Source organism: Bartonella sp. MR168JLCBS (assembly GCF_042194175.1).
Map to the genome: position 1 here is coordinate 1 of NZ_JBHIMP010000014.1, position 17357 is coordinate 17357.

The window sequence follows — 17357 nt, forward strand, 5'->3', positions numbered from 1 at the left end:
CCAGAACCGTGCAAAAAGGTTTCATGATTTGCTACCCCAAATTCTGATCACTGGTGTGGCTTTCGGATAGGGGAGGGACGGCAAAACTATGGTGATGCCTGCTTTTAAAATGGGTCCATAGTCTGCAAGCCCCAAATTCGCTGCATAGACGCGTTCAACAGCAAGTGCTTGTTGACCCTTTGCATAGTATTTCCAGCAAATGGCATCCACCATATCGCCATCTTTGGTCATATAAAGGTCACTCATAGGTCTTCACCATATTCTCTCAATTTTATTGTAAATTCTTGTTTTTTGGGGATGCCATTATGATGAAAAATGCTTTGCTTTTCCTCTACAGAAAGAATGACAAACTTACCTAAGATTTTGCCTTGACCAGTCACAAGAATGTGAGGTCCCATATGCGCTATTTGCCGCAAATATTCGAGCTGTCTGTGACCACCTTTGAAATCTGGATAAATCACGCCTGCTAAAGAAAATTCCGCATTTGCAACAGCAGGCAATTGAAGAGCCGCCTTTCTCCCCAATCGCCCTTGCTCTACCCATGGAACCCCATAAGACATATCAAGTGTTTGATAAGCTGCTGTTTCAATCGAAAAAATAAAACCACCCAAAGCTAACATCATGGTATTTAATCCGAAAGGCTAGAGGCTATGGCTAAACGTTGCTGTTTTGCATAGCGTTCAAGTGCTTGATTGACAGCGTCTCTGATTTCGTCCTTTAAACCATTGGGGACGGAAATATTGAGATTTGTAATGGTTACACGGGCGTCTACTTCAACGGGTTTATGAACCGTAATGGGCTTTGGAGCTTTAAAGGCACCCACTTTATTTGTTGCCTGCATTTGTCCTGTTTCAATGACACTTGTATTAAAACCACTCTTGCGTTTTTCAGGCGGGGTGTTTGTAACCACTACTGTATCCAGCATTTTTTTTGCCCGTGCATTGGTTTCATTGGTAAAGGTTTTAATGGTCTGGGTTGAAGTTTTGTTGATTGAAACATTAAAGCCTAGCTTTTTTTTCATCCAATTAGGCATCCAGCTGGTTAATTTGCTTATCATGCCGCTAAACCATTCAGACAGAGCATTCCATTGGCTTTTGATGCCGTCCCACAAGCTACCAATGAGATTGGAACCTGCTTCCATTAAATCGATGCCAAACAGCCACTCAATCAATGCATTGATTTTTTTCGAAATCCAAGAGAGTGGTGAAAAGTTTTTAAAGAGCGTCAAGAGGTTATTGAAAACGTTACTACATAAGCTCGCAAAAGAATTCCACAAGTTGCTTATGAAGCTTACTACCGTATCCCAATTTTTGTAGAGCAGATATCCAACTCCAACAAGGGCAGCAATACCAGCCATTATCCAGCCGATAGGAGTGGTCATGATTGCGATACCAAGCGATATAAAAGCAGAACCAACGGCAGTTATTGCCGAAATCAGTGTTCCTACAAGAGTTAAAGCAAAACTGGCAACTGCAGAAGCAGCTGAGGCTAATGCTGAAAGCAGTGATCTTCCCAGAGTAGCAGAAAATCTAATAAAAGCTTTATCTGCTGCGATTATTTTTGAGAGCAGGGATTTTCCAAGATTTGCAGCCAGACCGGTAATTTTAGAACCAACGGAAGTGAAGGCTGAAAGCACTGGTCCTGAAAGAGCGAAAGCAAGCCTGATAAAAACTGCGCTTACTATGGCTAGTGATGTAAGCAGCCAGCCATTGATTTTGTCCCAATTTTTATAAAGCAGATATCCAGCTCCAACAAGAGCTGCGATGCCGCCAATTAGCCAACCGATAGGTGTCGTCATTATAGTATAGCCAAGTGTGACAAACGCTGCTCCCGCTGCGGCTAATGCGGCAATGAGTGGACCAAAAATGAACGAACCAAGTGCCACAAGTCCTACCTTGAAAAGGGTTATTTCACCAATCAGAGGTTCTAGCCATTGGAACCAGCCTTTAATTCTCTCTGTGAGATCACTGATGCCTTTTCTTAAATCGGAGGTAGGGTTAAGCAAATCATTAAGGACTTTTTTTAAGGTTTTTGCCCAGCTCGCAACGGTTGTTTGAATGAGGTCGCGGTTTTCATCAATCAACTTTGAAAAACCGTCAATCATATCATTAATCACGGGCATGAAACGGGCGCCAATAAAGCTCGCGATACCGCCTATTTTTTTCTTAAAAGCACCAAGCTTATCACTCAAATCTGCTGCATAGCGTGCAACATCGGCACCTATGAGCCATTTTCCTTTTCGCGCCTTTGCAAACAGCTCTTTGATAGGCGCCATGCCTTGTGCAAGCATGGTCGCCATTTCTTTACCATCGCCCCCAAACAGCAGAGCGGCAATATGCTGTCTTTGTGCTTGATTTTTCATCTTACTCATCTTGTCGGTAATTTCTTCCAACAAAGCCGAATTTGATTTGAGTTTTCCAGAAGCGTTTTTGACAGAAATGCCAAGTGCTTCAAAGCCCATAATGCCTCTTTTTTGTCCAGCATATGCTTGTGCTGAACGCCTATTTAAAGTTGCTAGAGATTGTTGAAAAAGTTCAGCAGAATATCCTGAATTATCGGCTGCATCGCCCCATAATTGAAGCGATGCAACACTCATCCCCAAATGGCGTGATGCGTGATGAAGACTATCCCCCAGATGCATGGTTTTCATGGTGAGGGCGGCTACACTTGCCACAAGACCACCACCAGCAAGCCCTAAGACACCGGTAAAGACCGAAGCACGGCTTGCCGCCACTCCAAGAGCACTTTGAACGCCATGAAGGCTTTTTGTCATGTTTTTTACAGCAGCAGAAAAGCGCGGAATACCCAAACTATGTGAGAGTGTTTTAGACAATGTATCGAATTTTTTTTGTACACGTTTAAGAGGCGCGGTGAGTTTGTCTTCAAGAGACAGTTTCACCTTTGCATCAGCAACTTTTTCACTCATTTTGTCTTATACCTTTCTGCTGCTTGTTTTCGCCAGAATATGAGTTCTTGCGGTTCCATTTCCATCATCTTTGAAAGGGACCAATGGAACACAATGGTAATATCGGCTATGAGTTTAGCGGCGTTTTCCCAGTCGAGGTATCCCGCCGCTTGATAAAAGACTCCAAAATCTCTCCAATGCTCGACAAGTCATTAATATCGAGTTCTCCAACCGCTTCATGTGCCCATCCAGAAAGGCGTGCAACCATAGCAATTGTTTGCTCTATGCCTTCTTTTTTGTCGATTGCTTGCAGATCTTTTGTTTTGGGGCGCTGTAAGGTAATTGTGGTGTGCTCTTTTCCCTCAAAAGTAACAGGTATCAATAATTTATGTGTAATGCTTGTTTGTACTGTCATTTTTATAATCCTAAGTTTTCTCTATGATCTGCTAATTGATTGACGCCATTGAATTTTCTGATGAGGTTGGGGACGTCTATCTCAACAATTTCAACGTCCTTCTGGACATATTTAAAATACTGCAATGTAAATGTTGCTGTGGATGTTGCTTTGCTCCCCGGTTGCCATTCTGCCATTTCAAAGCCTTTGCATAGTCCTTTCATGGTAATGACAACACCTTCTGCGGGTGTGCCTTGCGCTTGCATTGAACTTCGTAATGAAATGTCGACATCAGTGCGCCCCAACAGTGCCATTAACTCTGGAGAGCAATCAGAAATGGTCATGCTAAGTGTGAGGGTTTCAAGACCAAGGTCAACTTCAATGGAGGAGTCCATGCCTCCGCCACGATAATTTTCAACAACCAAGTTCAAATTCGGTAATGTTACGCTTTCACATTTTGCTTGATAGGGAATGCCGTCGACAAAAATGTTAAAATATTTCAAAACTCTTGGTAAAACGGGGATAGCCATTAAAAAATCTCCTCTAAATAATCATTCACAATGCGTGAACGGAATGTGATGTGTTCTGCTGGTGTTGTTGGTGTGAATTCGACATTGAAATAGACTCTGCCGCCTTCAATAGCGCTTGCTGTATTCAACTCTGGATCAGGCGTACAACGCCCACCAAGAATGGCGCCTTGTGCTTTTAAATCACGCAAATAGGCATTGACGCTTTCACTCACGTCACTCATGTAGGTTTTTTTGATATTGCGGTCGACAGCCCATAGATGCCCGCGCAAAATGGCGTCATTGATCATATCTGCGGTTCTCACCACCGATAAGAAAGCAAACTTTGTATCGCTTGAAAGGGTGCGATTACCCCAAAGACGATAACCATTTTCGCGGATAATTGTTGTGATGTTTTGTTCGTTAAGAAGGTTAGCGCGGCTTGATCGATCACCAATGGAAAAATCAATGGGGCGCGCAGTTCCAACAATGCCATTGATCACTTTATTTGAAGGGGAATGCCAAAAACCGTGTGTAAAATCAGTTTTAGCAATGACACCAGCAACTGCTGCACTTGCTGGCTGTTCTAAGATTTTTCCATCACGATTCACCTTTACAAAAGGGTCAACTATGATGGCGCGTTTTGAATCAAAATCCTTTGCTGTGGCAAGGGCTGCTTCATCTGTTGTGTTTGGTGCATCAAGCACCACAATAGCACGCAGACGCTCTGCAATGCCAATCAGTTCTGCTGCTACAGGATTAGAGGTTGTACTGATTTTGGCTTTGGCTGTCGCACCAGTGCCATCTCCTTCAATCGTCACATTTGGGGCGGTTTGATAATCAAAACCACTGTCCTTAATGACAATAGACGTTACTTTTCCATCTTTCAGGATTGCTTCTGCTTCTGCCCCGCCGGCAATTTTAACCGTTGCTTGAGTGTAACCGCTTCCTTGGTTTATCACATCAATCTTGCTAAGACTGATAGGGAGTTTGTGTGTAAAGCCTGGAGCAATGAGAATGCGTGGTGTTTGTCCCACAATGGACCCCGCTCCAATCAAAGCATGGACGCCTTCATAAGCGCCATTTGCATTCACACCACCTAGAACATTGGTGAGTGTTGCGTTTTCATTGTCACCCTCGTTCACGCGCACGACAACAACAATGGCACCCACTTGCTTAAAAATGAGATCAAGGGCATTGGGTAAGGTGCCTTGACGCTTACCCGTTTTATCCAGTTTAGCTGCTTGTGAAAGAGAGCCTGTTACCAAAACGGGTGTATTAAGAGGAAATGCTTGTTCATCTGCATCGGGCGCCGTGCCAACAATCCCGATAACTGCCGATTGTACCGCGCGAAGGGGGCGGGTGCCGTCGTCAACCTCGACAACTTCAACACCGTGTAGAAAACCTGTTGCCATACTTTATGCTCCTTTAAATGAGGGGTGAATTAAAATGAATGGGAAAAATGAGAGGTAAAAAGCCGCTCTGACGAGTGACTTGACAAAAACTTTAAAACCGTTAGATTCATACAAAGGTGCTTCAAAAACACCTTAAAACAACAAGCGGATTGGTTACCGAAATAATCAGTCTTCTGTGCATTAAAGACTTTGACTCATTATATGCTACGCGCGTATAATAGTGGGGTCGGGTGTGGTTATGCCATAAAATACCCTTTCGAGGGAAAAGCATAACGACGGGCTTGTTGCCGTGTTTTTGAGCACCCGGCATTCTTCATTGAGTGTCAATCAAAAACATTAGTCAACAAGGAGTTCATCATGAACAATTTAGTAAACACTCAAACTACATTAACAATGTCTAGCCGTGAAATTGCAAAGTTGTGCGATAAAAGGCATGACAATATTGTAAGAGATATTCGGCAAATATGTACTGACCTCAAAATTGAGGTGAGTAAATTTCAGGGAAATTATAAGGATTCTACAGGACGTAAATTAGTCTGCTATAACCTCCCTAAACGCGAGTGTCTTATCTTAGTTTCCGGATACAGTACAGTATTGCGTTCTAAGATCATTGACCGTTGGATAGAGCTTGAGGGGCAATCAGCTTTACAGCTAGGACATGACTTTGATGATTTTAACTATCTTCGCCAATATGTTTTGACAAATTATCCTAAAATCATGGGTATCATCTTTGGTCGTCTTTTGAAAATAGATGAAATCGAAAAAGAGCTTGATCATTATAAATCAGTTACAAAAGAAGCCAAACGAGTTTTAGCAAGCCCTGTTGTAAAAGCTGCTTAACTTTAAAAACATGATTTTCTCTCCTCGTCTTTGAGGCGGGGAGGTGGTTAACAGCATAAAATATCTTTACATAATACATATTGTACGTATAATACGTATTATACATTAAAGATAGGATGTGCATATGAAAAAATATAGTTTTACAGATGTAAACCGCGGGGCAGGCGATATTTTAGACGAGGCTATGTCTACACCTGTAGCTTTAACAAAGCGAGGGCGTGAAAAAATCATTATGCTTCCTGTTGATTTATATCATGAATTAATAAAAGCGCGTTCTGGTGCACAATCTTTTGTTTATGCAGATGCACCGCAAAATATATTAGACGATTTAGATCGTGGTTTAGATGATATTTTAAATGGCGACGAATATGTTTAAAGCAGGGGATGTTGTTCAATATTATTATTTATGGCACGAACAAGCGCAAAAAGGTGAACATTCGGGGCGCAAAGCGCGTCCTTCCTGTGTTATGGTTAAAACTGAAAGCCATTTCTTTTTGTTTCCTATCACTTCTCAAGAGCCTATTAATTTACAATATAGCTTAAAAGTACCTGAGATAGAATGTAGACGTGCGGGGTTGCAAAAGCAATCTTGGGTGCGTGTTGATGAATTTAATGTTGTTCCTTGCGAATCTTTGTTTGACTTTGAAGATTTAAAACCACAAGGGCGCTTTAGTCTTGCTTTCGTTCGTAAAATTGCACTTAAAATTAAAGAAGTTAAAGCAATAAAACCACTTGGAAAAGTCTCTAGAGATTGAGTCACAAAGTCAAACAGCGTGGAGTATTGGAACTTTGCTAACATCTGTTTCACGTTCAGCATGCCACGCATCATAATTGGCTTGCATACGTAACCATATGGCAGCTCCATTCCCAAACATTTTGCCAAGACAAGCCGAAAGAGAAGGAGAGACAGGCTTTTTGGCATTTAAAATATCATAGAGATGTTGGCGTGATATACCGAGCATTTGTGCAATTTCTGACTTTGTTTTGCCTGTTTCAGGAATAATATCTGCTAAAACTTCTCCTGGATGAGTAGGACAACGATTAGGATTGCGTATAGTCATAGATAGTCTTCTTTGCAATTAACTTAAAAACCATTACAATCTAAACAGTATAACATCAATACTGTGTAATTTAAGAAATGAATATCAAACCAATTCGTACAGAGAGAGATTATCAAGAAGCTTTAGAAATTGTGTCTGCAATGTTTGACAATCAACCTAAAGAGAATACTCCAGAATTTGATCAAATGGAGGTTCTTGTGTTGTTGATTGAAGCGTATGAAGCAGAACACTATCCTGTTTCTCCTCCTCACCCGATTGAAGCTATTAAATTTAGAATGGAACAAATGAACTTAAGTGCTAAAGATCTCGTTCCTGCGATTGGTCATTTAAATCGCGTTTATGAAATCTTGAGTGGAAAAAGAAAACTAACACTACGCATGATTAAAAATTTGCACCAACAGTTTAATATCCCATTGGAAAGCCTAATAGCTTAGACTTGTTTTTCTTTTCTCCACCTCATGCGTAAAGAGAAGGATAGGCGCATGGAGGGGATAAATTTGCACGTCAACATCAAGGATTTTACAACTGCATCAAAGGCTGTCTGATCAAATATTGCCAAAAACTTAGATCCCTTGCCATTCTTAATAAAGTGAATACGAAGTTTAAATTCTATTGTCATCTTGCTCTCCAAATCAATGAAGAGATTATAACAAGCATCACCATGCTCCATAAGACTGACACTGTCAGTCAAAAAAAGCCCTTTAAAGGGCTTTAACAGGCTTTGAAAGAGTGATAAAAGGACTTAAAAATCATACAAGCTCGCTTATACAACAGCTATCCATTTGACTTGCGCTATTTTTGGTTTTGTATTTAATCTTTCCATAATCTTATAAGAACAGCGCCATCAGCTCCAGCACCACTTGTATAGGAATCTCTAACAGCTCCAGCACCGCCACCACCAAAACCACGACCTCCTTTTCCTGAAGTATAGTTATGTTGTGCTAGTCCTCCAGGACCACCCCTTGATGTATCGCCTCCAGCATCACCGCCATCACCGCTTATCTTGCCAGTAATTCCACTCGTTCCAGCATAACCATTTCCGCCTTTGGCAATTCCTAGATGTGCGTCTGTTGCTAAACCAAAATTTCCACCAATGCCCCCAGTTCCACCAATGCCTGAATAGTAATAAGTATTTCCCCTTGATGTATTATAATAAGCCCCCCCTCCACCATTTCCTCCTTTAGCGGTAATAAAATTTTTGCCAACGGTCGTTGTTCCTCCAGAATTACCTGTTGCACGGAGTGATGCAACAGAAGTTCCACCCTTACCAATTGTGATATCTTCATGACCATTTAAACTGGCTTTATAGCCATACCAGACTGAACAACCGCCACCGCCGCCACCTCCTCCTAATCTTGGCGTATCCGCTCCGCCACCACTACCACCGCCACCCCATGCTTGGATTTCTAACCTAGTTTGGTCTGTTACCCAATCTGGCCATTCAATTTTCCCATCTTGCGTGTAGAGCAATTCAGCATCGGCAATAATGAGTTTATTAATCAAATCTTTTTTGATGTTTTTAATTTCCTGCTTGAGAATATCTATTTCTGATTTCGTATAAACAAGATCACCATCAACTTTCAGCGGTCCTTTCAACATGCTTCCGCTTGCGCTTAAACGAGTGACTACTTCATTGTTATGCATAAGGTTGAGTGATGAATTGCCTATGAGTTCTAAGCCACCACTCATAGTCACTTTGCTGGTAAATTTATTGTAATTCTGCCACTCATTTGGACTTGTGAGGCGTCCATAGCTTGTCAGATCTTCGTTGATTTTGGCTCTAAAATCATCAAGCCCCACAATATCTTCGGTTTTATGTTGATGTGCGCCTAACAGTGAGACAGCACTGCCAAAGGTGAAGTTATTGTTGCTTGATTTATAGAGAACATAATTATTTGCGGCATCTTTTGCGCCCTCGAGATCGCTTAAATCAGTAAATGAGAAGGTTTTATCGGCTGCCATTTTGCCTTTGAGAGCCGCTTCAAGATCGGCAACATCACTTATTGTGTGCGTGTGTTTTAAAGGTGCTTTTTCGTCTACCTTTACCTCAACTTCCATCATGGCTTGATCAATTTTCGTCAAGTTTTCGCGCAAGATTGGGAATTCAGAACTGATAAAGCGTCCTTCTTTCGGCAATTCCATGTCGAGTTTTTTGGTTTTTGTCATCTCTGTTCTCCCATCACAATATACCGGCGCCAAAATCACTCACCATTGACCGTGCCGCCGGTCCACCAGTAAGCGTGAGTTTGAGGCGCGCTTGTTTGGCTGTTTTATCACCACTGATAAATTTGCGCTCTGTCCAAAGCGGTTCAGCGAGTTGCTCTGTTTCGTCGAGTTTCAAAGGGGTGAAAGCACCATCATCCAGTTGCATCTCGAGTGTAAAGGTTGCACCGCCCGGTAAAAAGGTTTTGATATAACTGGTCAACCTTGCCTTTTCTCCAAAGGTAAAAGCACGGGTGACATAAGTGGCCGTTTTATGGATCTTGCCTGCAATCAATTGAACAGGAGCAAACAAGACGGGTGAAAGCTTTTCGGTGCCTTTGAGAATAGCGCGAAGCTTTACCTTTTCACTGATATATTCGGTAAGGCTGAGTAATTGAAAGGGAAGGAGTTGATAAACCGATCCGTTGTTTCTTTCAATTTCAAAGATGACAGAACAATCGCTTGAAGGCAATTCAATGGCTGCACGTATTTGCAAATCAGAACAATCAACAAGATCAAAAGTGCCTAAGTCTACGACTTTTTCTGTTTGTGTGTAGCGGGCTGCTAGCACCCTAAAGGCTAAAGCCTCATCTTGATGGGCGGTCCAGCTTTGTGCGTTAACTGAAGAAAAGCGTGGTCCCGTTACATAAGGGTGGCTCGAGACATATCTCTGATGTTCTGCATCAAAATCCCCAAGCTTTGCCAGTGAAACAGAATGATTACTATCATCTGTCTTAATAACAAAAGCCGTTAAGCGGTCATCCATCACAAGGAGTGGTACATCATAGCGTGCCTCTGCCCACCCTAGCTTTGCGCCCTTCATGGAATAAAAGCTTTGTGCTTGAATATCGGCGGTCGGATAACCGTTTTCTGTGGTGACCAAATCAATCACCAGATCATGGTTTTGATTACCGATTTTGCAAAGATGAAAGTCAATACCGGTGATTTGCCGTGTTTCATCGGGGGTAAAAACTTGCGCTTGTGGGTCTACTTGCGTCCATATCTTCACCGTTGTGGTGCGCCGCATGACTTTCACATCAATCACACCTTGACCGGTAAAAAGCCCCGTTGCAATTGTTCCACCCATTCCCCGTGCCACAACATTTTTTGTGCCAGCAGTGATATTTTTAGGAATCTTAAAAGTGCCCTCAATGGCGCCATAAGAATCGGCAAAAAGGGGATAATTCGGCAAAACATTCACACCATCAAAAGTGAGGCTTTCTAATTGTTCCCACTTGCCAAGACCTTCAATTTTGAAGAAAAGGGTAATTTGTCTCAAAAAATCGATTTTCTCTTGGGTTGCACTCACCAAATTATCACTGATTTCTGTTTTACGAATGCTTCTCCCACGGTTCCATCCCATGTTCAGTTGATTGGTCACGCTTGAGAGCCAATCGGTGCGCTGTTCGTGCCAGAAGTCTGTCGCGGGTTCAAGGGTTACTGTACCAGGCAGGGGTGCAAAATTTTGATAGGGGTTGATTTTTTCGCAAGCCGTTGTCAACTCTTGCGCAATGATCACTTCATTTGTCCAGTCAAGGGTAACAGGCGCTTTTAAAGGAGCGGTATAGAATGTTGGGTCAATGGCAAGCTGCAAAATGCCATTGCCTACAGCCCCCGTTTGTTGAAAGCCTTCATCTCTGTAAGAGTCATCAAGAAAGGGATCAGCAAACATGCCTTTTTTGGCGACAGGTTCTTTAGAGTCCACATTGCTTTTAATACGCTCTAACTGCATCAACCGGTCAAGCGAAAGCACCCGTTGAAAATAGCGCCACATCTCATCATAGGGGGCAACACGTGTGCCATCATTGACCACAACCGGCGTTTCAAGCCAATTGTTGGTGATCGTTGCAAGGGACAACACATCATCAGGGACACTGGGTGCCATGGGGTGATCTGCCGAGATACCTTTGATGTAAACCACATTGCCCCCTGTGTTGAGACCTATACGGTCAATGCGGGGCAATTTGTAAGTGTAACTGACGATAATATCACCACCTTGCGCCCCACCTGAGACTGTGATTTCCTGCTCTGTTACTTTATCAGCCGTGATTTTTGCGCGGGTGCGATAAGTCACCTTATAGCTGCTGCCCGGTAAAGGTTCGTCTCCTAAGGGTGCCCAATCAATGGTGTCTCCGGTTTTTTTAAAATCTGTGCCTTCTTTAAATTCCTTGTTTCCTTGAACGACTTTAATAAAAGAAGTGATGCTTTTATCAGGAACACCATCACGCCCAGCGGCAACGGCACCACGGGTGACGTTAACGGTTTTTTCTTTTGTCAACAAAAGAGACTGAATATCAGCAATAGGAAAATAATAGGGTTTAAAGGTAAAACTTGTTTTCCCTTTTGGAGGCGCAAAAATATGCGTTTCGCTTGGAACAACGCTTGTCGAAAAATCCTCTGGCTCTTCATGGCGCAAGGCGGCTAAGTGTTTGCGTTTAAAGCCATTGATATTGGCTTCTCCTTCTTGAATACTAAACACTTGGCAACCTTTATTTGCTCCCAATGCGCTTACACGGCAGCCACTCACGATATAATGTCCATGGGCTCTGTCATACGTCGCAATAGCTTGCATGGCGGGTTCAAGCAATGAGGGTGATTTTTGATCAATCAGAACACCATCTTGTAAAATATAAACGGGAAAGAAAGTGCCACTCTGCGCATCCTCTTTCAGTGCCCAAACAAGCTTTGCTGTTTCGCGGGCGGCACCGGGCTCTCCTTCTGCCAAAGTGCCAGGGACTTGCCCCAATAGCTCTGGATCATCCTCATATGTCACCCATTTTTTTTGTAGCTTCACACCAATTTCCAAGCGCCCAATCATGGCAACATTGTTGAGTACAGCGGGTGCAACGGGGAAAATATCACCGGCAATATAAATCTTGCCATCCGTTAACGTTACGGTCCTTGTCTCTTTGTTGACAAAAGCATCAGCCCGTTCAACGCGGTCCCCTTCTTTTGCAACAAGGCGCCCCAAGCGGGCATGACGCCCCCTGATGATGGTTTGAACCTCATTAAGTTCACCCGCTTGAAGAAAAGGGCGCTGTCCATAAAACACCACGCTTTGTTGTTCATCTTTGCCTACCGATCTGTCAATTGCAAAGGGTAAACCACTTTCATGCTTCATGTTAAAACCTCAATAAAATCTTGAATTGTTCGCGAACATCGGCACGCAAAGGAATATTAATGGGCGTTTTGAGTATCTCGACACCGCCATTCAGTTCATCAAGCTCCAACCAAAGCTTGCCAACCGCTATGTTTTCTGCGGGGGTAGCGTGAACGAGAATGGAAACAAATGCTGCTTGTTTGCCGTCAACATCGCAAAAGTCTGTGCGGGCTGCAACAAGAAGCGCCGTGCCCCTCGGGGAGGGCTGGAATCTGCCGCTTGAATGGTTATAACCCCCCTCCAAAGCCTGTTCGACAGGCGCTACAGCATAGCATCTTTGATACCCAATCACGCCATCTTGGCTGTCTCTTAACACGAGATAAAGCGTGCGACCATGAAACCACTCTGCCATCAGCATATCGCGTTCATGTTTTTTGACCGAACACCACGGAAAATTTGCCATGTCCCATGGGTAATCGATTTGGTTCCAGCTTAATTCTTCATCCCCATCATCTATCCAATTGCCAATAAGCCTGCCTTCTTCTCTTGTGAGCGTGTGATTGATCTCTGTTGTGCGCCCAAAGGAAAACAAAGTGCCCCCAGCTGTTAAGCTAACACCGCTTTCATACTCCAACATGCTGTCATCAAGGCGTGACATATTGCCTTCCATGGCTTGAACATCATAACCATAGGTCCCTCGACGAAAATCAGAGCGCAAACTTTTGGAAAGGTCGGTAATTGCTTCAATGGATTCAAGGCTTTTCCGTTCAGGCAACTGATCAAAATCAAGTTGAAAGGAGTTCCACCATGCCCGCCCCGTCCATGCGGGCGTAAAGCGTGCCGAAATCCCTAGCCATTCAAGCCCCACCTCTATTGCAGCAAGGGAGCCGCGCAAGCGCTGCCATTGAATCCCTTGATCAATCAGATCATAGAGATTTGGAACATAAGGCGTAAGCTCTCCAAGCCCGTATTCTTCAATCAACCACGGCAAGAAACGGGGAGGGCGTGTGATCAGTTTAGAACGTGAAATCCCCAAAACAGAACCATCAATATCTTGATGAAAATCGCAAGCATCGGCAAGGCGCTTTTCAAATTCTGTTGCATGTGTGGGGAGGAGGGAACCAACCATTAGCGCGCACGCCCTTTGAAGTTTAAGGTGATTTTTCCAATCGATAAAACTTCTTCATCACAAACCATACTGTCTTGTGTTGGTGTAATGGCGATCACTTTTTGGACACCAGCAATCATTAATTTTGAAATCCACCACGACAAACTTAATTCACGACCAATGGCTTGTTCTTGTCTCCATGCTGCTCTTAAATTTGTTTCCATTGTTGTGAGAATTTTTAAAGATGTTTCTGGTAACAGCCAAACATCTGCTTCTAAATCCAGCACTTTTTTGACAGCAGCGTGAACAATGATTGTATCATTGGTCATGATGATATTTTTTCTGTGAAGAGCTTCTGAAACTATTTGTATGAGATCTTCAGATGCCGTTCCTTCTTCATTGTTGCCAAAAAGAGCAACATAGATGGTTGGATCTTTGCCTTTACGGTAAACAATCGCATCCTTAACACGACTATCGGCTGTTAAGGCTATAAGTTTGTAATAGGGCTCTGTCCCGCTACCATTGCCACCACGGGCATGAAGCTCTATGCGTTCACGATATCTCTCGTCACTTTCACCCTCCATGCGGGCAAGACCATGCCAGTTTCCCAAAGCATCAAGAGATTCACCGGTTGCAAAATCAAGAATGTTGTTGCGTGCCGCTTCGTTAATACGCTGTCTTAAAAGCAATTCTCGATAGCTAAAAGCCTCAATGACTTTTACAGCCGGATCACTTTCAAGAATGGTATATTCAGGCAAAAGCTCTTTTAAATGGGCAAGAGCAGCAGCGCGTATTTCCTCAAAAGAAAGTTCTGTGATGATTTCCGGTTTTGCAAGTACTCCATTCATTTTATCAATAATCCTTCCATGGTAATGGGCTTGCCGGATGGCAAATAAATGCCTTCAAAGGACAAAGAAACTTGTCCAGCCTCACTCCATTTAAAATCAATTTTTTTCAATTTAAAACGCGGTTCCCACTTGTCTAAAGCCTCAGCAATGGCGGCATAAAGGGCAACAGCAAAAGCATTATTAACCGGTGCATCAATGAGTTCTGCAACACGTGAACCATAATCACGCCGCATTACACGCGAACCAATCCGCGTTGACAAAATATCAAGGATTGATTGGCGTAAATGATCAATGCCGGTCAATGACTTTCCCGTTGTGCAGTCCATTCCACTGTTCAATTGGGACCTCCTGTCATAGAACCACCAGGGGAAACACCACCATGAACATGTGTTGCTCCTACATTGGTGCCGTTATGCTTTAGTCCACTCGAATGAATGGAAACATTACTCCCAGAATAAAGAGAGAGACTATCATTCGAATTCAGTGAAATGCCATCACCTGCCTTCAAAGAGATGTTGCCTTTTGCGTTTAAATTTATATCGCTTTTTGAAACAATCTTTATGCCATCTGGCGCGGTAAGCTCTAGCTTGCCACCATCACCTTTTAGTGACACACCATCAGCGATTGTCAGGATAAATTTTCCCCCTGATTTGATATGAATTCCATAAGTGTTTTGTTCATCATCATATTCAAGGCGGGTTCCATCAGGGTATATCGTTCGGTGAATGCTGCCTTTATCGGCTGCTTGATTAGCATCGGTGTGAAGTGAACCAACAATCACCCCTTGTGACAAATCCCCTGATGATGAAACAACAATCACTTGTTCTCCAACATCGCGCCCTTCATAAGAGCGTGTTTTACCGGCGCGGGCTTGTGTGTCTGGAATCCAGTCACTGACAAGATTGCCACTTTTTATCCGATAGCGTGCGTTTTTATGGTCGACATGGCTAATTTTTCCCACCACAACCATATTGGCCACACGTCTTTTTAGATCTGTGATTTCTTTATCGCGCCGCTCTAACATGTCCACCTTCAATTTTATGGTATTTGTCTTGGTTTCCCATACCTGTTTCTGGTTTAAAACCGACAAGGGGTTCAACAACTCTTTCGGTTGCCTTTCCTTCATCAAGGCAGGGGATATTGGTGACGTAAGTTACGTCAAAGGTTAAAATTGCACCGTGGAGTGCTAGAGCGCCATTATCGCCAAAGGCAAAAGCAATATTTTGCAGGCGGCATGTTTCAACGCTGTTTTTAAGATTGGGATTAGCGTAGAAAACCTCCTCAACTTCCCATGCTAATTGGTCAACAAAACGTGCTCCATCTTCACATGTCGCATAACATTCAACATCTAGCGTTAAAACACGCCGCCTTACTCCATAATCATAGCCATCTTCAATTGTTTCACTTTGTGTTGAGATATTAATTGCAGGCGTGTTCTCAGGGGAAAAGTTGAAATCACGCATATTGAAAATATTGTCACCAGCTGCCGTCTTTGCTGCTTTGATCAACGCAACAAAGCTTTCTCTTATCGTTTCGCGTGGATGTTTCATTGTTTTATTTCTCGCAAGATAAGCTTATACATACCGGATTCAGAGGCTTGGACATCTGTGATCACGAAGTGCTCTTGAGAGGGGGCTTTGCTGTTTTCAGGATCCATCACAATAACACTATCTTGAGGTTTTGGTGGTAAGCCTCCGATATCATTGATACAAAGATCAAGTTCCTTTCTTGCAATTGTCGTGGGGATTCTGCCACCGGCGTCCGATTCTGAATGCTTAATGCCGTAAATTGCTGTGATACGAAAAGATTGCTGATTGTCCTTTCGCGTGTAGATGATGGGCTGCCCAAAAGTGTTGCGCACATCTTTAACCATTTGGTTTAGCAGCCCGTGCCATCGCATGTTATTTCACTCCAATCACGGCTTTAAACAGCATTTCTGGGCGTGTGCAAATGTAAAGCGGATAGCTGTAGACCTCTGGTTTTACCCATGCATTACGGTCGTGGTCGACTATAAGCATCGTGTAGAGAGGTTTTCCAACGGTGTTGGCAAAATCCAAGCTTTCCCCTGGTGCAAAGGTTTTTTGGAAGACACCAGGCGCATCAACAGGGAAGAATTGACATTCATCAGGCTTAATTCCTATGGCGCGCTTTGTTCCAGCTTTCGCACTTACATTATAGTTGTGGATACTCCGGTAATTAATGAAAGTGACACCAGCAAAGTCAAAACTGCCAAAGCTGCCCGAGCCAAGAGCGCTTGGTGTTGCAACACCTCCGGCGCTATTGAGTGTCTGTGCTAAGGCTGTGTTTAAATAGGTCTCACGAATTGTTTTATGGTTTTTCAACTTGGAAAAGAATTCATTTCCACAAAGCCCAATAATGCGTGAACGATCAGAAAATGCTCCTTTTGAAGCCTCAATCATCCTCATAATGACTTGGTCAACATTGTCAGCAACATTGGTTGTCTCAACATTTAGTTTAAAGTCAATGGGCTTTGGTGGTGTGATTTCCCATTCCTTGTACCAATCGACAATCACCGAGCCATCAGCATCAAGGACAACACCTTGAACAGCGCCAAGTTGCATATTTTCCCATGTCAATTCAATTTCAGAAATCAGTTTCTTTTGTTTTCTGGCAATATATTTCATTGCTGTCTCTAACTGATCTTCTGCGCCAAATTCACGACGGTTCTGGATTTCTTCTGATTTTACGGTATCACTTTTGGCAATCCGTGTTGTTTTGAAAAACCGAAGATTACGCCCCTCTCTATCACCTTCTGCCAAAGGTGCGCCACGTTCACTGGTTTGAATAAGCGAAAATGTATTATCACGCCGTTCAATCCCAACCACTGTGGTACTGGTTTCAACTTCCTCAAAAAGATTAAGAGAGCTTACAAGACCAGGTTGAAACTCATAGTTTTCAATGGCTTTCATCATTGTGATGCTTGAGAAAGCATCATGTTTAAAAAAATTCATATCCAT

Annotated in this window: 22 protein-coding genes; 4 read left to right on the forward strand and 18 right to left on the reverse strand. The window is 43.1% G+C overall.

The genetic code is table 11. The annotated features are described in order from the left end of the window. Window positions 1-21 precede the first annotated feature (21 nt). Genes ACFIK8_RS07470 through ACFIK8_RS07500 form a run of 7 tightly spaced genes read right to left on the reverse strand, consistent with a single transcriptional unit; the run spans window position 22 to window position 5220 of the window. The gene (locus ACFIK8_RS07470) at window positions 22-246 is read right to left on the reverse strand and encodes a tail protein X (RefSeq protein ID WP_375659613.1); all 225 of its coding nucleotides are present in this window, start codon (window positions 244-246) and stop codon (window positions 22-24) included. Beyond that, complete coding sequence (locus ACFIK8_RS07475; RefSeq protein ID WP_375669084.1) at window positions 243-623, reverse strand: phage tail protein; 381 nt, start codon at window positions 621-623, stop codon at window positions 243-245. The genes ACFIK8_RS07470 and ACFIK8_RS07475 overlap by 4 nt, the downstream gene beginning before the upstream one ends. Window positions 624-628: 5 nt before the next feature. Then, window positions 629-2926, reverse strand: a complete 2298-nt coding sequence (locus ACFIK8_RS07480) for a phage tail protein (RefSeq protein WP_375669085.1) — start codon at window positions 2924-2926, stop codon at window positions 629-631. Further along, window positions 2923-2994, reverse strand: coding sequence for a GpE family phage tail protein (locus ACFIK8_RS07485; RefSeq protein ID WP_081485993.1), 72 nt, complete (start codon window positions 2992-2994; stop codon window positions 2923-2925). Before ACFIK8_RS07485 ends, ACFIK8_RS07480 begins: the two co-directional genes overlap by 4 nt. Window positions 2995-3032: 38 nt before the next feature. Then, window positions 3033-3320 (reverse strand): phage tail assembly protein, encoded by a 288-nt coding sequence (locus ACFIK8_RS07490; protein WP_375653044.1) that lies wholly within the window; start codon window positions 3318-3320, stop codon window positions 3033-3035. Between the two features lie 2 nt (window positions 3321-3322). After that, entirely contained in the window at window positions 3323-3829 is a 507-nt protein-coding gene (locus tag ACFIK8_RS07495) for a phage major tail tube protein (RefSeq protein WP_375669086.1), read from the reverse strand. Next, entirely contained in the window at window positions 3829-5220 is a 1392-nt protein-coding gene (locus ACFIK8_RS07500) for a phage tail sheath subtilisin-like domain-containing protein (RefSeq protein ID WP_375669087.1), read from the reverse strand. Before ACFIK8_RS07500 ends, ACFIK8_RS07495 begins: the two co-directional genes overlap by 1 nt. 357 nt (window positions 5221-5577) lie before the next feature. Between ACFIK8_RS07500 and ACFIK8_RS07505 the strand changes: the two genes are divergently transcribed. From ACFIK8_RS07505 to ACFIK8_RS07515, 3 genes are all read left to right on the forward strand, one after another. Further along, a complete protein-coding gene (locus ACFIK8_RS07505; RefSeq protein ID WP_375653048.1) occupies window positions 5578-6060 on the forward strand; it encodes a Rha family transcriptional regulator in 483 nt (160 codons plus the stop codon). A gap of 124 nt (window positions 6061-6184) precedes the next feature. Then, a complete protein-coding gene (locus tag ACFIK8_RS07510) occupies window positions 6185-6436 on the forward strand; it encodes a type II toxin-antitoxin system Phd/YefM family antitoxin (RefSeq protein WP_375645208.1) in 252 nt (83 codons plus the stop codon). After that, window positions 6429-6815 (forward strand): hypothetical protein, encoded by a 387-nt coding sequence (locus ACFIK8_RS07515; RefSeq protein ID WP_375641101.1) that lies wholly within the window; start codon window positions 6429-6431, stop codon window positions 6813-6815. The genes ACFIK8_RS07510 and ACFIK8_RS07515 overlap by 8 nt, the downstream gene beginning before the upstream one ends. A 9-nt stretch (window positions 6816-6824) precedes the next feature. Here ACFIK8_RS07515 and ACFIK8_RS07520 read toward each other — a convergent pair whose 3' ends face one another. Continuing rightward, window positions 6825-7121 (reverse strand): HigA family addiction module antitoxin, encoded by a 297-nt coding sequence (locus tag ACFIK8_RS07520; protein ID WP_375628620.1) that lies wholly within the window; start codon window positions 7119-7121, stop codon window positions 6825-6827. A gap of 77 nt (window positions 7122-7198) precedes the next feature. Here ACFIK8_RS07520 and ACFIK8_RS07525 point away from each other — a divergent pair, with 77 nt between their 5' ends. After that, a complete protein-coding gene (locus ACFIK8_RS07525; protein ID WP_375613954.1) occupies window positions 7199-7555 on the forward strand; it encodes a type II toxin-antitoxin system HigA family antitoxin in 357 nt (118 codons plus the stop codon). On the opposite strand, the gene ACFIK8_RS07530 is transcribed toward ACFIK8_RS07525, so the two are convergent. The 10 genes from ACFIK8_RS07530 to ACFIK8_RS07575 form a co-directional block, all read right to left on the reverse strand. Beyond that, window positions 7552-7812, reverse strand: coding sequence for a hypothetical protein (locus ACFIK8_RS07530; RefSeq protein WP_375645192.1), 261 nt, complete (start codon window positions 7810-7812; stop codon window positions 7552-7554). The genes ACFIK8_RS07525 and ACFIK8_RS07530 overlap by 4 nt on opposite strands. A 119-nt stretch (window positions 7813-7931) precedes the next feature. After that, entirely contained in the window at window positions 7932-9287 is a 1356-nt protein-coding gene (locus ACFIK8_RS07535) for a Bgr_08870 family protein (RefSeq protein WP_375669088.1), read from the reverse strand. A gap of 13 nt (window positions 9288-9300) precedes the next feature. Further along, window positions 9301-12444 carry a DUF4815 domain-containing protein gene (locus ACFIK8_RS07540; RefSeq protein WP_375669089.1) on the reverse strand — a complete coding sequence of 1048 codons (3144 nt, stop codon included), beginning with the start codon at window positions 12442-12444 and terminating at the stop codon, window positions 9301-9303. Between the two features lies 1 nt (window position 12445). Further along, window positions 12446-13552, reverse strand: coding sequence for a phage tail protein (locus ACFIK8_RS07545; RefSeq protein WP_375669090.1), 1107 nt, complete (start codon window positions 13550-13552; stop codon window positions 12446-12448). Continuing rightward, entirely contained in the window at window positions 13552-14379 is an 828-nt protein-coding gene (locus ACFIK8_RS07550; protein ID WP_375669091.1) for a baseplate J/gp47 family protein, read from the reverse strand. Before ACFIK8_RS07550 ends, ACFIK8_RS07545 begins: the two co-directional genes overlap by 1 nt. Then, window positions 14376-14717, reverse strand: coding sequence for a GPW/gp25 family protein (locus tag ACFIK8_RS07555; protein ID WP_375669092.1), 342 nt, complete (start codon window positions 14715-14717; stop codon window positions 14376-14378). The genes ACFIK8_RS07550 and ACFIK8_RS07555 overlap by 4 nt, the downstream gene beginning before the upstream one ends. Continuing rightward, a complete protein-coding gene (locus ACFIK8_RS07560; RefSeq protein ID WP_375669093.1) occupies window positions 14714-15403 on the reverse strand; it encodes a phage baseplate assembly protein V in 690 nt (229 codons plus the stop codon). Before ACFIK8_RS07560 ends, ACFIK8_RS07555 begins: the two co-directional genes overlap by 4 nt. Next, window positions 15384-15929, reverse strand: a complete 546-nt coding sequence (locus tag ACFIK8_RS07565; protein ID WP_375669094.1) for a hypothetical protein — start codon at window positions 15927-15929, stop codon at window positions 15384-15386. The genes ACFIK8_RS07560 and ACFIK8_RS07565 overlap by 20 nt, the downstream gene beginning before the upstream one ends. Beyond that, window positions 15926-16279: a hypothetical protein gene (locus ACFIK8_RS07570; protein WP_375669095.1), complete on the reverse strand. Its 354-nt coding sequence runs from the start codon at window positions 16277-16279 to the stop codon at window positions 15926-15928. The genes ACFIK8_RS07565 and ACFIK8_RS07570 overlap by 4 nt, the downstream gene beginning before the upstream one ends. A 1-nt stretch (window position 16280) precedes the next feature. Next, on the reverse strand, window positions 16281-17357 hold the full coding sequence (locus ACFIK8_RS07575) for a major capsid protein (protein WP_375669096.1): 1077 nt from the start codon (window positions 17355-17357) through the stop codon (window positions 16281-16283).